Origin of the sequence: Salinicola lusitanus (genome assembly GCF_038648475.1) — a bacterium.
GTDB classification, from domain to species: domain Bacteria; phylum Pseudomonadota; class Gammaproteobacteria; order Pseudomonadales; family Halomonadaceae; genus Salinicola; species Salinicola lusitanus.
This window is the reverse complement of record NZ_CP151919.1, coordinates 2,934,826-2,948,540: the sequence shown is the minus strand read 5'-3', so window position 1 is coordinate 2,948,540 and position 13,715 is coordinate 2,934,826. Positions and strand designations below refer to the sequence as shown.

Annotated in this window: 10 protein-coding genes; 1 reads left to right on the top strand and 9 read right to left on the bottom strand. The window is 63.0% G+C overall.

Annotated features, from left to right (window positions below; translation table 11 throughout):
- Positions 1-24: 24 nt before the first annotated feature.
- Together pepN and AAGT95_RS13255 are read right to left on the bottom strand one after the other, a co-directional pair.
- Positions 25-2,676, bottom strand: a complete 2,652-nt coding sequence (pepN, locus tag AAGT95_RS13260) for an aminopeptidase N (protein WP_342594078.1) — start codon at positions 2,674-2,676, stop codon at positions 25-27.
- A 193-nt stretch (positions 2,677-2,869) separates the two neighbouring features.
- Positions 2,870-3,280, bottom strand: coding sequence for a YbaN family protein (locus AAGT95_RS13255; RefSeq protein WP_342594077.1), 411 nt, complete (start codon positions 3,278-3,280; stop codon positions 2,870-2,872).
- 214 nt (positions 3,281-3,494) lie between these two features.
- On the opposite strand from AAGT95_RS13255, the gene AAGT95_RS13250 reads away from it, so the two are divergent.
- Complete coding sequence (locus AAGT95_RS13250; protein WP_342594076.1) at positions 3,495-4,283, top strand: class III extradiol ring-cleavage dioxygenase; 789 nt, start codon at positions 3,495-3,497, stop codon at positions 4,281-4,283.
- 35 nt (positions 4,284-4,318) lie between these two features.
- Here the strand turns inward: AAGT95_RS13250 and AAGT95_RS13245 are convergent, their stop codons facing one another.
- The 7 genes from AAGT95_RS13245 to AAGT95_RS13215 form a co-directional block, all read right to left on the bottom strand.
- The gene (locus AAGT95_RS13245; RefSeq protein WP_342594075.1) at positions 4,319-5,170 is read right to left on the bottom strand and encodes an AraC family transcriptional regulator; all 852 of its coding nucleotides are present in this window, start codon (positions 5,168-5,170) and stop codon (positions 4,319-4,321) included.
- A gap of 179 nt (positions 5,171-5,349) precedes the next feature.
- Positions 5,350-6,633, bottom strand: coding sequence for a benzoate/H(+) symporter BenE family transporter (locus AAGT95_RS13240; RefSeq protein WP_342594074.1), 1,284 nt, complete (start codon positions 6,631-6,633; stop codon positions 5,350-5,352).
- 69 nt (positions 6,634-6,702) lie between these two features.
- Positions 6,703-7,506: an enoyl-CoA hydratase/isomerase family protein gene (locus AAGT95_RS13235; protein WP_342594073.1), complete on the bottom strand. Its 804-nt coding sequence runs from the start codon at positions 7,504-7,506 to the stop codon at positions 6,703-6,705.
- Between the two features lie 75 nt (positions 7,507-7,581).
- The gene (locus tag AAGT95_RS13230) at positions 7,582-9,111 is read right to left on the bottom strand and encodes an AMP-binding protein (RefSeq protein WP_342594072.1); all 1,530 of its coding nucleotides are present in this window, start codon (positions 9,109-9,111) and stop codon (positions 7,582-7,584) included.
- On the bottom strand, positions 9,111-9,617 hold the full coding sequence (locus AAGT95_RS13225) for a (2Fe-2S)-binding protein (RefSeq protein WP_342594071.1): 507 nt from the start codon (positions 9,615-9,617) through the stop codon (positions 9,111-9,113). Before AAGT95_RS13225 ends, AAGT95_RS13230 begins: the two co-directional genes overlap by 1 nt.
- Positions 9,598-10,446 (bottom strand): FAD binding domain-containing protein, encoded by an 849-nt coding sequence (locus AAGT95_RS13220; protein WP_342594070.1) that lies wholly within the window; start codon positions 10,444-10,446, stop codon positions 9,598-9,600. The genes AAGT95_RS13225 and AAGT95_RS13220 overlap by 20 nt, the downstream gene beginning before the upstream one ends.
- Positions 10,443-13,445 carry a xanthine dehydrogenase family protein molybdopterin-binding subunit gene (locus AAGT95_RS13215; protein ID WP_342594069.1) on the bottom strand — a complete coding sequence of 1,001 codons (3,003 nt, stop codon included), beginning with the start codon at positions 13,443-13,445 and terminating at the stop codon, positions 10,443-10,445. The genes AAGT95_RS13220 and AAGT95_RS13215 overlap by 4 nt, the downstream gene beginning before the upstream one ends.
- Positions 13,446-13,715 lie beyond the last annotated feature (270 nt).

Here is a 13,715-nt window from a genome sequence, read left to right as displayed (position 1 = left end):
GGCCCGACCGGGCGACAGCGGTCATCAGGCATCCGCCAGTGCGCGCTCGACCATCTCATAGACGTTGGGCGAGAGCTTCTCGGCACGAATGCGCTCGAGCTCGGCCTTCATCAGCGCCTGGCGCTCTTCGTCGAAGCGCTGCCAGCGGGTCAACGGGGTGATGATGCGCGCCGCGATCTCCGGATTGAGGCGGTTGAGCTCGATCACCACGTCCGCCAGCAGCTTGTAGCCCTCGCCATCGAGCCGGTGGAAGTTGACCCGGTTCTGAGCGAAGGCGCCGATCAGCGCGCGCACCTTGTTGGGATTCTTCATCGAGAACAGCGGATGCCCCATCAAGAAGCGCACGCGCTCGAGCACATCGGGCTGGGGGCGGGTGACCTGGATGGTGAACCACTGATCCATCACCAGCGGATCGTGCGCCCATTTCTCGCCGAAGGCCTTGAGTGCCGGCTCGGCCAGATCGGTACGGTCGCTGTGCGCCAGCAGCGTCAACGCTGCGCGCACGTCGGTCATGTTGGCGCCCCGCTCCAGCTGCTGCTGGGTGAGACCGATGGCTTCGTCGTCCTCGATACTCATCAGGTAAGCCAGGGCAACGTTCTTGAGCCGACGGCTCGCGATCTGCTCCGGCGTCGGTGCATAGGGCTCGTCACTCTGGTTGTCACGGTAGACGGCGAGGAAGTCGTCGCGCAGCTGCCAGGCCAGCGATTGACGCACGAACTCACGCGCGGCATGGATGGCATCCACGTCGACCACCGGCTGCTGTTCGGCAATGTATGCCTCCGACGGCAGCGTCAGCATCTCCGCCAGCACCGCCTTGTCGTCGCCAGGCTCATTGAGCAGGCTGCGATACGCCTCGACCAGGCGCACGTCCATCACCTTCTCGACGCCGTTGCGGTGCGCGGCGATGAGATCGTCCAGCGCCAGCATGGTCAGGCGCTGACCGGCATCCCAGCGATTGAAACCGTCGGAGTCGTGGGTCAGCAGGAACGCCAGTTCCTCGCGCGAGTAGGGATAGCGCAACTTCACCGGCGCCGAGAATCCGCGCAGCAGCGACGGCACCGGCGCCTCTTCGACGTCGGTGAAGACGAAGGTCTGCTCGGCTTCGCGCAGATGAATGACGGCATCCTTACCGAGCTTTTCACCGTCCAGCGTCAGGGTCAGGTCGTGGCCGGACTTGGTCCCCACCAGGCCCATGCGAACCGGAATGTGCAGCGGCAGCTTGTCGGTCTGTCCCGGCGTCGCCGGGGTACGCTGCGACAGGCGCAGGCGGTATTCGCCGGTGGCGTAATCGTACTCGCCATGGGCGTCGACCTCCGGCGTGCCTGCCTGCGAGTACCAGCGCAGGAACTGTTCGAGGTCGAGCCCGGACACTTCCGCCATGCAGGCGACGAAGTCCTCGATCGTCACCGCCTGGCCGTCGAAGCGCGCGAAGTAGAGATCGCTGCCGCGACGAAAATCCTCCCACCCCAGCAGGTGGCGCAGCATGCGCACCAGTTCCGCGCCCTTCTCGTAGATGGTCAGGGTGTAGAAGTTGGATATCTCGATGTAATGATCGGGACGGACGGGATGGGCGGTGGGCCCGGCGTCCTCAGCGAACTGGGCGGTGCGGAAGAACGAGACGTCCTCGATCCGCTTGACCGGCGCCGAATTGACGTCGGCGGAGAAGGTCTGGTCACGGAAGACGGTGAAACCTTCCTTGAGCGAGAGCTGGAACCAGTCGCGGCAGGTGACCCGGTTACCCGACCAGTTGTGGAAGTATTCATGGGCGACGATCCCCTCCACGCGCTGGAAGGTCGCATCGTTGGCGGTCTGCGGATGAGTCAGCACCGCCGCCGAGTTGAAGATGTTGAGCCCCTTGTTCTCCATCGCGCCCATGTTGAAGTCGTTGACGGCAACGATCATGAAGCGGTCGAGATCGTACTCGCGACCATAGGTCTCCTCGTCCCACTGCATCGAACGCTTGAGCGAGGCCATGGCATGCTCGGTCTTGTCGAGATTCTCCGGCTCGACCCAGATCTGCAGCAGCACCTCGCGGCCGCTCGCGGTGGTGTAGTGATCCTCGACCTTCTCCAGGCTGCCGGCGACCAGCGCGAACAGATAGCTCGGCTTGGGGTGAGGATCCTCCCAGGTCACGAAGTGACGATTGTTGGGCAACTCGCCCTTTTCCACCGGATTGCCGTTGGAGAGCAGCACCGGCAGCGACTCGCGATCGCCGATCACCGTGGTCGAGAAGGTCGCCATCACGTCCGGCCGATCGGGATAGTAGGTGATCCGGCGGAATCCTTCCGGCTCGCACTGGGTGCAGAACATGCCGTTGGAGCGATACAGCCCCTCCAGCGCGGTATTGGCATCGGGATCGATCTCGACCTCGGTATCGAGCAGGAAGCGCTCCGGCACGGTCGCGACGGTGAGCTTGCCGTCGCCGACCTCGAACTCCCCCGGCTCCAGCGTCTGGCCGTCGACGGCGATACGGATCAGCTTGAGCTCGCTCCCGGCCAGTTCCAGCGGCAGGCTGGTTTCAGCGTCACCGGGCTCGCGATCGGGATGGCGTTCCATATGCAAGCGCGCCTTGACCCGGGTGGCGGCCGGCGCGAGATCGAAGGTGAGCTCGGTATGGGTGACGCGGTACGCCGGCGGCAGATAGTCCTTGAGATAGGTCGCTTGCATCCCAGACATGGCAACGCTCCTTGTGGAAGTGGGCAGGTCGTGACGGCGGGCCGAACTGGAAACGGACCCGACGACCGACGATCGAGCACCATTCTACCCGCGTGACCGGAACGATATCGAATCAGGATCGCGCCCGGAGAAGCCGGGCGGGATGTAAAGCAAAGAAGGAAGGAGCAGAGGAACGCGGATACCGGCCCCGGGCTCAGCGACGCTCGGGGGCCTCTTCCGACCACACCCCACGCACCGGGCACTGCAGAGTCGGCAGGGGCCGCGTCACGATCCAGAGAGCCAGCCCCGCCAGCCCCAGGATCAGGCCCACCTTGAGTGGCCAGAGGGAGACGGTGAAAGCGATGATCGCACACGACACGCCCAGCATGATCACCGCCATGATCTTGGCGTGCTTGGGGATGGCACGCTCGCGCTCCCACGACTGGATCGGCGGGCCGAAGCGCGGATGGTTGCGAATCCAGTTGGCAAATCGCGGCGAGCCTCGCGACGCCAGCCAGACCGCCGCCAGCATGAAACAGGTGGTCGGCATCACCGGCAGGAACAGACCGATCACGCCCAGCGCGAAGCTGATGGCGGCCAAGGTGACATAGATGGCATTACGCATGCCGAACATCCCCACTGCGATGGATCGAGGCGCCGCCCGAAGAGGACGCTTGGTTCGGTAGTGTAAACCAGCCTCCTCCCCGCCCTCCAATCTCCGTCGATGGAAAACGCCAATATTGACGATAGCGAAACCGTCCGTTCGCCGGAAGAGGGCTAGTCTCCTGCGGCCGTCGGCGTAGGCTGTCGGACAGACGCATTTCCCGGAAGCGAAACCCATGACGACGCGCCAGATCCTCTATCTCTCCCACGGCTCCCCCGATCTCAGCCTGACCGACCATCCGGCCCGCGCCTTTCTGGCCGATCTCGGCGCGCGGTTGATCAGGCCGCCGGCCGCGCTGGTGATCTCGGCGCACTTCGAAGCGCCGGGGCTGGTGCTGGGCAGTGCCGAGAAACCCGCTACCTGGCACGACTTCCACGGCTTCCCCGCCCCACTCTACCGGGTGCGATATCCCGCCGCCGGAGCGCCGACAATGGCACGGCAACTGAGCGAGGATCTCGCCGTGTCAGGTATCGACGCTCGCCTGGACCCCACCAGGCCGCTGGATCATGGTATCTGGTCGCCACTCTCGCTGCTGTGGCCGGGCGCCGACGTGCCGCTGATACCGGTCAGCGTGCCCATGGCGGCCGATACCGCGACCCAGCTTCGGATAGCGGCAGCACTGGGCCGATGGGCCGCAACCAACGGCGTGATGCTGATCGGCTCCGGTGCCGCCACCCACAACCTGGGCGCCCGGCACGTCATCCACGACGCCCCGGATACCTGGGCACGGCAGTTTCACGACTGGGCCATCGACGTGGCGGCACGCGGCGACCTCGGCGCCATGGTCAACTGGCCACGGGAAGCGCCGAACGCGCGCCACGCCCACCCGACCCCCGAGCACTTCCTGCCGCTGCTGATGTGCGTGGGTGCCATGGAGGGGCGGCCGCTGCGGACACTTCACGAGAGCTTCATGTTCGGCAATCTGAGCATGCTGGCGCTGGGCAGCGAGGCTGTCGCTGCCTGAACTCCATCTCGTGATTCCACGCTTCAAGACCCGTTTCAGGGTGAGTAATTATCCATGACGCGCTGATACTGACTCGGCGCCGCACCGATGTGACGACGAAAGAAACGGGTGAAATGCCCCTGCTCGGAGAAGCCCAGTTCCTGGGCCAGATTGCCCAGAGAGCCTTGGCGGTTATCGGCCAGCCACTGAAACGCCGAACTCATTCGCCCCATATTGGCCAGCATTTGGGGGGTCATGCCCGTCGTTTTCTTGAACAGCGAGAAGAAATGCGCGCGTGATAGTCCACACTGTCGAGCAATCAGATCGAGATCCAGCTCGCCCGGCGCGGATTCGAGAATGAGCCCGATGCCTCGTCGGATACGGACGTCGTAGAAATCGCCCGCAGTACCCGCCTTCAATCTGGCCAGATGATGCCAATCGGAGTGCTTTTCGACGATCGATATCAAGAGATCGAACAGCAGGCTCTCCATTTTTTCCCGGGGCATCGGCCCAAACCCGAGCATCTCGCCGATCAGGATATCCGCCTGACGACGCATGCGGGGGGTCAGTTCGATACACGGCTGCGCGAAAAAATCGGGGCGAGCGCTGGTGGAGAGATCCGTTTGAAGCGCTGCGAGCCAGCGTGGTTCGATATACAGTGCCAGAATCACGCTTTCGGATACGCCGGCCTGGTGGTCGTAATAGTGAGGTTCCCAGGCGTTGACGAGCACGGCGGTGTCATCGGTGAGCGGTAGTCGACGCCCGCGCACCGAGAAATAGGTGTTCTGCCCGGTGGCCTTGATGAGGACGTGACACTCACAATGGGCATGAGGCACAAGCGGCTCGTCCATATCCAACAAGGCGATTCGTCCGAACCCGCCATGAAAGATTCGATAAGCATTCGACATAGTGCCTCTCGGTCATCCCGATTATGTTGATGGCCAACGGCCCACAGTATCATTTTGAAGCCGATCCAACGGTGGCATTGGACCAAAGATGAAAACGCTCACGAAGCGATGATTACCTGACGTCACGCCATCCCGATTTCGCCAGGTACCACCGCGCCGGCCTGTCACCGATGCACCGCCTAGACCCGGCTGCCGTCGACAGGAGCGTTCTCGCCCGGCGTTGCCGATACGCCATCGACGGGGGCCTCGCGCAATATGGCCGATACTGCGATGCCAGCGACCAACGCCCAGAATGGTGAACTGATTCCCAACAGACTCAATTTGCTCATCGCCACTACCAGGGCCACGAAGGCGCCGATTTGATAACCGGACTGTTTGTTGAAGGCTTGCTGAAAAGCCGCCAGCAGCACACCGATCATCGCCACACCGGCAATACTGGCAATCAACGTCTTGGGCAGCGCCATGATCAGCGGCACCGCACCGCCCGCGAACAACCCGAAGGCGCAAAACAGCACGCCATTGACCAGCGTCGCGCCATAACGCTTTTCACGGTCGGCGCCGGCTTGATCGGAGGCGCAGATCGCCGTCATCGGTCCGGCAATGTTGGCGTTGTGCCCGCCGAGCAGCCCGGCCACAATGCCGCCGATGCCGCTGATGATCGTCATCGCGTTGACCGGCGGCCGATATCCCTCGGCTAGCAAGACCCCCGTCGCCTGGGCGTTTTCCGCCCCAAGCACCAGCGCTGCCAGCGGGATCGATATCGCCACGAAGGCATCGAACGAGAAATTCGGCCAGGTGAACTGTGGCGCCACCATCGCGATATCTACGCCGCCGGTCTGGATGGCACCCGTGAAATAGGCCATCAGAAAGCCCACTACCGCAGCGACCAGTACCGGCGGAACGGACTTCAAAAAGCGTGATGTCAGAAAGAAGGCAACCAGCGCTATTCCGGCAATCAGCGGCGCGGCGCCCACCGAGTCGACGGCCCCGACGCCGAAGCGAATCAACGCCCCGGCGATCATCGCCATGACGATCGGCATGGGCAGCCAGCGCATGATGCGCCCTACCCAACCGCTGAGGCCCAGCAGAAACACGATGAGGCCACTCAATATGAACGCCCCGACCGCCTCGGCGAACGGTATCGTTACCAGTGCGGCGCTCATGATCGCCGCCCCCGGGATGGAATAGGCCCCGGTGATGGGCTGTCGATATCGCAGCGCCATGATCAGGCTGATCAGACCGCCGAGAAAATAGACCGCGAATAGCCAGGCCACCGTCTGGCCACTGGTCAGACGCCCCGCGTTTGCCGCACTGATCACGATCAGCGCGGGTCCCGAGCATCCGAACAGCGCTGCAACGATTCCGGTACTGATGGACTTGAAGGAAAGAGCCGAACGCAGGTCTTTCCACCAATGGACGCGGTCTCCTCCCGGTAACGCAGCCCGGGTATCTTTTTGAGACATGGCGTGACTCCTCGTTATCGTTTTCTAGTTATCGTGTCGTTGCTTGTCAGCGTTCAGCGGTCGCCGAATTTACTCCCCGCGGAACACCGCCTTGCGTTTGGCATGAAAGGCTTCGACCCCTTCGCGGAAGTCGTTCGAGCTACGCAGACGGCTGTAGCAGTGGCCTTCCATCTCGATGGCAACCGACAGCGGCGAGTCCTCGTTGTCGTTGATCAACTTCTTGGCGGTGCGCTGTGCCAGCGGCGAAAAGCGACGCAACTCCTCGACCAGCGAGCGGGTGGCGGCTTCCAGCTGATCATCCGGTACGCATTCGGTAGCGATACCCCATTCCAGAGCCTGCGCCCCGGTAATGCGCTTGGCGCGCATGACCATGTGCTTGGTGCGGGTAATGCCGATGATCTTCTGCAGTCGAGCGGAGCCGCCGGATCCCGGAATCTGGCCCAGGTTCTGCTCGGGCAGGGCGTAGCGTGTGGTTTCGGAGGCGATGCGGAAATCACACGCCAGCGAGAGTTCGAAGCCGACGCCGAAGGTATAACCGCGATTGGCGACGATGACCGGCTTCTCACACCGTGCCGGTGCCGCCACGTTCCACGCCAGCTTGGAGACATGTTCCGGCGAAGCCTCCAGAAACCCCTTGATGTCACCGCCGCTGGAGAAATGCTCTCCTTCGGCACGCAGCACAATGACTCGCACATCGTCGTGGGCGTCGAGCGCCTCGAATACCTGTCGCAGCACCTCCCGCTGTGACATGGCGATCACGTTGAGCGGCGGACGATTGAGAACCATATCGGCTCGCTCGTGATCGGCGTCGATTTGCACCTCGAAGCCGTCGAACTCGGAAGCCAGAAAATCCTTGATCGCGGGTTGAGTCATGACAGTTCCTTGATTGGGTTGAATCGTGAGCAGGTCGTGGATCGGATCGAACGTGAATCGGATGCGAACCGACAGTCAATCGGTGGCCAGGGAGTCGGCGCGGTCATCGAGAAGCACGCGACGCAGGACCTTGCCAACGGCGGATTTGGGAATGTCTTCGACGAAGATGTAGCGGCGCGGGCGTTTGAAGCGTGTGAGGCCAGCTTCGTTGCAGTGCTCGCTCAGAGCGTTTTCGTCCACCGCGCCACGCACCTTGACGAACGCCGTGACGATTTGACCCCACTGCTCGTCGGGCAGCCCGGCGACCACCACTTCCTCGACCTGCGGATGCAGCGAGAGCACGTTCTCGATCTCGGCGGGGCTGACGTTCTCGCCGCCGGTGATGATCAGGTCGTCGACACGGCCGGTGACGAACAGATCGCCGTCCTCGTCCAGGTAGCCCATGTCGCTGGTGAAGTACCACCCATCGCGGAGCGACTTCTGGTCGGCTTCGGGGCGCCGCCAATATCCCGAAAACGCCTCGTCTCCGGCCAGATCGGCGATGATTTCACCCTCTTGTCCCGCCGGCAGGACTTCGTCGGGGGATGCCGCATCGACCGGCACCACCCGGATGCGTTGATTGAGCGAGGCGCGACCGGAGGAGCCCGGCTTGCGGTTGGCTCGTTGATCGATGGTGAACGTGTATATCTCGGAGCAGCCGTAGTGATTGACGAACAGACTCGGCTCAAAGGCAGCTTCGACGCGGGCCATCAGTCCGGCGCTCATCGCCGCCCCGGCGAAACCGATCTTGTCGACGCTGGCCACACGCTCGGCTCGGAAGGTCGGATGCTCGATCAGCATGTGATAGAGCGTGGGAACGAGATAGAGGTTGGTCACCCGATCGCGCTCGATCGCTTCCAATGTGGCTTCCGGGTCGAAGCGCGGCACGCAGACGAAGGCGCCATCGATCAGCGCCATCGACAGCAGCGAACGTACCCCCATGGTGTGATAGAGGGGCATGACGCCTAGCGTGCGTTCGTCGTGGCGATAAAGATTCTGGGCCACGTGCGCCATCGCCGCAGCGCGCTCCGCTTGGTGCGTTCGCGGTACGCCCTTGGGCCTTCCGCTCGTGCCCGAGGTATAGAGCATCAGCGAGATATCTTCGGGTCGAGCGCGACACAGCGTCTCGCCCTGCCCGCCGAGCAGCGACTCGAATGCCACCGCCGCGTCGTCGCCGCAGCCGCCCACCGCGATACGAGAAATGGCGTAGGCTTCCTCGCAGGCCAGAACTGCCTCGGTGCCTGCGGCATCGAACGCGACACCACGGGCCTCGGCGTCTTCCAGACAGTAGCGCACGTCCCGGTCCGTCGAGCGCCAGTTGATCGGGGTAACGATAATGCCGGCAAACTGACAGGCCCAGTGCAGCGTTGCCATCTGCCAACGGTTTTGCATTACCACGATCAGATGGTCTCCACGGCCCAGCCCCAATGCTTCCAGCCCGCGTGCCACGCTCTGGATATCCTCGAGCCATTCGGCGTAGCTGCGCCGGAACTCGCCATCCGTGATCGCTATCGACCGCGGACGTCGTTCTACCGTTGCGAGAAAACTGCGGCCAAGGTCGAACATTAGGGTATCTCCTGTCGGTTGTTCTGTCTGGCCCGGGCCACTGCCAGCACGGCCTGGACGATGCCGGTGTAACCGGTACAGCGGCAGAGATGACCCGACAGCATGTCGCGCACCTCGGCTTCGCTCGGGGCCGTCACGCGGCCGAGAAATTCGTGGCAGGACATCAGTATCCCCGCCGTGCAGAATCCGCATTGCAGCGCGTGATGTTCCCGAAACGCGCGCTGCAGATCGCCCATTTCGCCCTCTTTTGCCAACGACTCGATCGTTTCCACACGACGGCCTTCGACTTGTACGGCGAGCATCAGGCACGATCGTGTGGCGCGTCCGTCGACCATCACGGTGCAGGCGCCACATACGCCATGCTCACATCCGACGTGTGTCCCGGTAGCGCCGAGCGCGTGCCGCAGGAAGTCGCACAGCTGCGTGCGCGGTTCGGCATAGGCACTGCGCTCGCGACCATTGAGCGTTAGCGTGACGCGATAGCGTTCATCGAGCCGGACGTACATCGGCGGTCTCCTCCTGGACGATCTCTTCGGTCATCAGTCGCCGTCCCATTTCTCGTACCAGGTGACGGCGGTAAGTGGCAGAGGCGTGAATGTCGTCCTGCGCCTCGAGAGACCAGGCCAACGTGTTGAGGGCGTCGTCGAGGTCGACGTCGCGGGGAATGCGTCGCACCACGGGCCGGTCGGCGACACCGCCCACGCCGAGGTGGTATTCGGTTTCGCCGATGTCGACGGCCAAGGCGACGATGGCGAAATCACCATGGCGCATGGCGACCTCCTGGAAGCGATAGCGGTGCCCTGCCTTGCTGAGCGGAAAGCGCACTTCGGTGATCAACTCGTGGGGACGTCGAGCGGTGGTCAAGATCCCCTGAAAGAAGCCATCCCCGGTCACGCGACGCGGTTTACCACGCTTCGTCTCCAGCACCACTTCACCGCCCAGCGTGGCGAGGCATAGCGGCAGCTCGGCACTGGGGTCGGCATGCGCGATGGATCCGCAGACGGTGCCGCGATTGCGGGTCTGGAAATGGCCGATCCAGGGCAGCATCTGTGCCAGCAGCGGCACTTCGTCAGCGAGTGCGGCGTACTCCGCCAGTTCGGCCTGGGTGGTGGCAGCACCTACTGCAAGATAACCGTCGCGTCGCTCGATATAACGCAGCTCGTCGACGCCGCTGATGTCGATCAGCACCCGGGGCTGACTCAGGCGCATGTTGAGTACGGCCATCAGCGATTGGCCGCCGGCGATGATTCGAGCATCTTCCCCGCGTTCGACCAGTTGCTCGATGGCCTCGCGACGGGTCGTGGGTCGGTTGTAATCGAAGGCAGCGGGTTTCATTGGTCACCTCCGCGCTTGCCGGTCAGAGCGCGCAATCGTTGCCATAGCGATCCTTTGCTCGTGCTGCCACTCAACCGTTGCGAGAGCCGCGAGAAGATCTGACCGATGAGCATCTTCGAGGCGCTGGAGAGCATGCGTCCGCCCACCGAAGCGATCTTGCCGCCCACCGTCACCTCGTAGTCGTAGTCCAGGCGGGTCTTGCCGCCTTCGATTTCGCTGAATCGAATTTTTGCCGCCCCAGCGGCATTGCCCATCCCGCTCTTGCCGGCCCCGGAAAGACGCAGCGAGTGTGGTGGCTCGAGGTCGGTCAATTCGACGCGGGCATCGAAGCGGGCCCGGATCATGCCGACACCGACGGTGACGTCGGCGCGATAAGCGTTGTCGCCGGTCAGCTCCAGAGAATGGCAGCCCGGTATCATGGCTTTCAGCGTGTCGGGATCGAGAATGCTGTCGAAAACCTGCTGCGGCGACGCGGGAATTTCGACACTGTCACTGGCGCTCAGCTTGGAACCTCCACCCGCCGACGCCTGCGCGCTCTCTTCAGCCACACCTTCCGGCCTTGGCGGTTCCTCGATCCCTATCAGCATGCGGACTTTCGATGGCGTCAACGGCAGCTCGATGGCCCCCGGTTCGACCGCGTCACCCAGCGCATCTGCTACCGCGTTGGCAATGCACACCGGCGTACTCATGTTGTTGCCTTCACCGACGCCTTTCGCCCCCAGCGGCGTGAATGGGGAGGGCGTTTCCATGTGCAGAATGGTCGGATCCGGCACTTCAACGGTGGTGGGGATCAGGTAATCGGCCAGCGTGCCCGAGGCAAAGCTGCCATCCTCGTTGTAATGGAAGACCTCGTAGAGCGCGGCACCCACCGCCTGAGCGAAAGCGCCACGCACCTGCCCGTCCACCAGCTGCGGATTGAGCATGCGTCCGGCGTCATGCAGCGTGACGTAGCGGTCGATCGTCACGCGCCCGGTAAGCGAATCGAGCTCCACGCCGCAATAATCGAAAATGAATCCGTAGCAGAGCGAGCTATTGATACGCTCGTCGTCATCGGGCGCCGTCAGTTCGGCTGGCGTCCAGAAGGCGGTTTCGCGCAACCCGCCCGTTTCACTTTCAGGCAGCGTTCCCGGCGCCCAGTGAGTCGCGCCGGCGAGACGCTGAAATGACATGGAGTGGACACCGTCAGCGGTATAGATTCGCCCGTCGCCGAAGCGGATGTCCTCGACCGACACCTGCCACTGTTGCGCGGCGATGGCGTCCAGACGCGCTCGAATCTTGAGCGCCGCGTTATGAACGGCGCCAGCCACCGCACCGGCAAAACGACTGGAATAGTTGCCCGAGGCGATCGACCAGGCATCCTTGCCGGTATCGAGCTCTACATCGACGCGAATGCTCTCGAAAGGAACTCCCAACACGTCGGCGACGACCTGGGCCGCGACGGTTCGATGCCCCTGACCTTGAGGCGTGGAAGAGACGTGGACGCTGACGCTACCCAGCGGGTCGACACTGATGGTGGCGGTACTCACCGCTCCGTTCTTGGGCCCTGCACGGCGTCGCTCCTCCGGCGTCTGCGCCATGGTGATGTAACCCATGTTGGAGATCGACGGCTCAACGGCCACGGTATAGCCGATCCCGTAATGGCGACCTTCGCGACGGGCAGACTCCCGACGCTGACGCAACTCCTCGAGGCCGCCCTGCTCGACACCAAGTTCGATGCCGCGTCGATAATCACCGGAATCCAGTAGCGCTCCGGCGGCACAGTGGTAGGGAAAAGCTTCGGTGGGCACCAGATTGCGACGAATCACATCGAGCGGGTCAAGATCCAGCGTCACGGCAATGCGCTGCATCAGTCGCTCCAGCGCGAAGTAGACCTGCGGCCCACCGAACCCACGGTTGAGGCCGGTCGGCATCTTGTTGGTCATGACGATTCGATTGCGAACCTGGAGGTGGCGAATGTCGTAAGCGCCAGTGAGATTGCCGTGCATCCGATAGGTGGTGGCAGGCTCCGGGGCCCGTAGATAGGCGCCACAGTCGTCGAGTTGATCGAAGCGCAAGGCCGAGACATGCCCGTCGCTCGCAAAGGCCGCTTCAATCGTGGTGACTCGGTTGGTGGCCGACGATGCGCCCTGCAAATGCTCGAGCCGATCCTCGACCCACTTCACTGGCGCCCCAACCTTGCGTGCCGCCAGCCCCATCATCACGACATAAGGAAAGACGCCCTGCTTGATCCCGAAACTGCCGCCGGAATCCGGTGGCGTGCGCAACCGCAAGCGATTGGCCGGCACCTGCAAAGCACGCGCCATCACCGAATGAATCGCGTAGGGCCCCTGGAAATTGGCCATGACGTCGTAGCCACCCTCGGCGGGATCGTACTGACCCAGAACGACATAGCACTCGATCGGTGTGCAGGCGCTACGGGGATAGCGCACCTTGAGCGATAGCGTGCGCTCTGCCTGTTCGAAGGCCGTGCTCGCGTCTCCATAATTGAAGTAGCGATCATTGACGACATTACTGCCGACGGCCTCGTGCAGTACGCTGGCGTCGTCGCTCGTGGCGGCTTCCGGATCGATGGTCGCCGGCAGGATGTCGTATTCGACCACGACGGCATCCAGCGCATCCTCTGCCAGATAACGGTCCTCGGCGATGATCACCGCCACCGGTTCACCGACGTAGCGAACCTTGTCGACCGCCAGGCACCAGTGCTCCATGGGCTGACGTACCCCCACGGGAAATGGCGCTGCCCAGCGCTTGACGTCTTCGCCAGTAAGCACACCTCGCACGCCCGGTACCTGCAAGGCAGCCTCTATCACGACTCGCCGGATTCTGGCATGCGCATGGGGCGACCGAACGATCGCCGCATGTAGTGTTCCCGGCGGGACGGCGAGATCGTCAGCGTAGCGCCCCAATCCTCGCAACAACGCCTCGTCCTCGACGCGCGGCTGACGCTCGCCGACGTAGGAGTGCGGCTGCTGATGATGAAGCAGTGTTGCTGAATTCATCGACGACTCCTCGATGGGCGTGAAGCTGTGCCGAGGAGTCTATGATCGAGGGAGATTTCGATGCATTGCCGCTCGATACGGAATTTAGCCGCAGAGTCGGGCGGTTTACCGCTGAGTCTGATTTCAAGACCAAGGTCTAACGATGGCTACCACTCGAAACCGACGAGCGCTTCGATCTTCTGAAGTCGCGTAAAGGAATGCAGCCTGGGAGATAGGCGATGAGAGAAAAGGGCCTGCGTGGGGGAGCAGGCCCGGGGGGGTAGTGTTCGG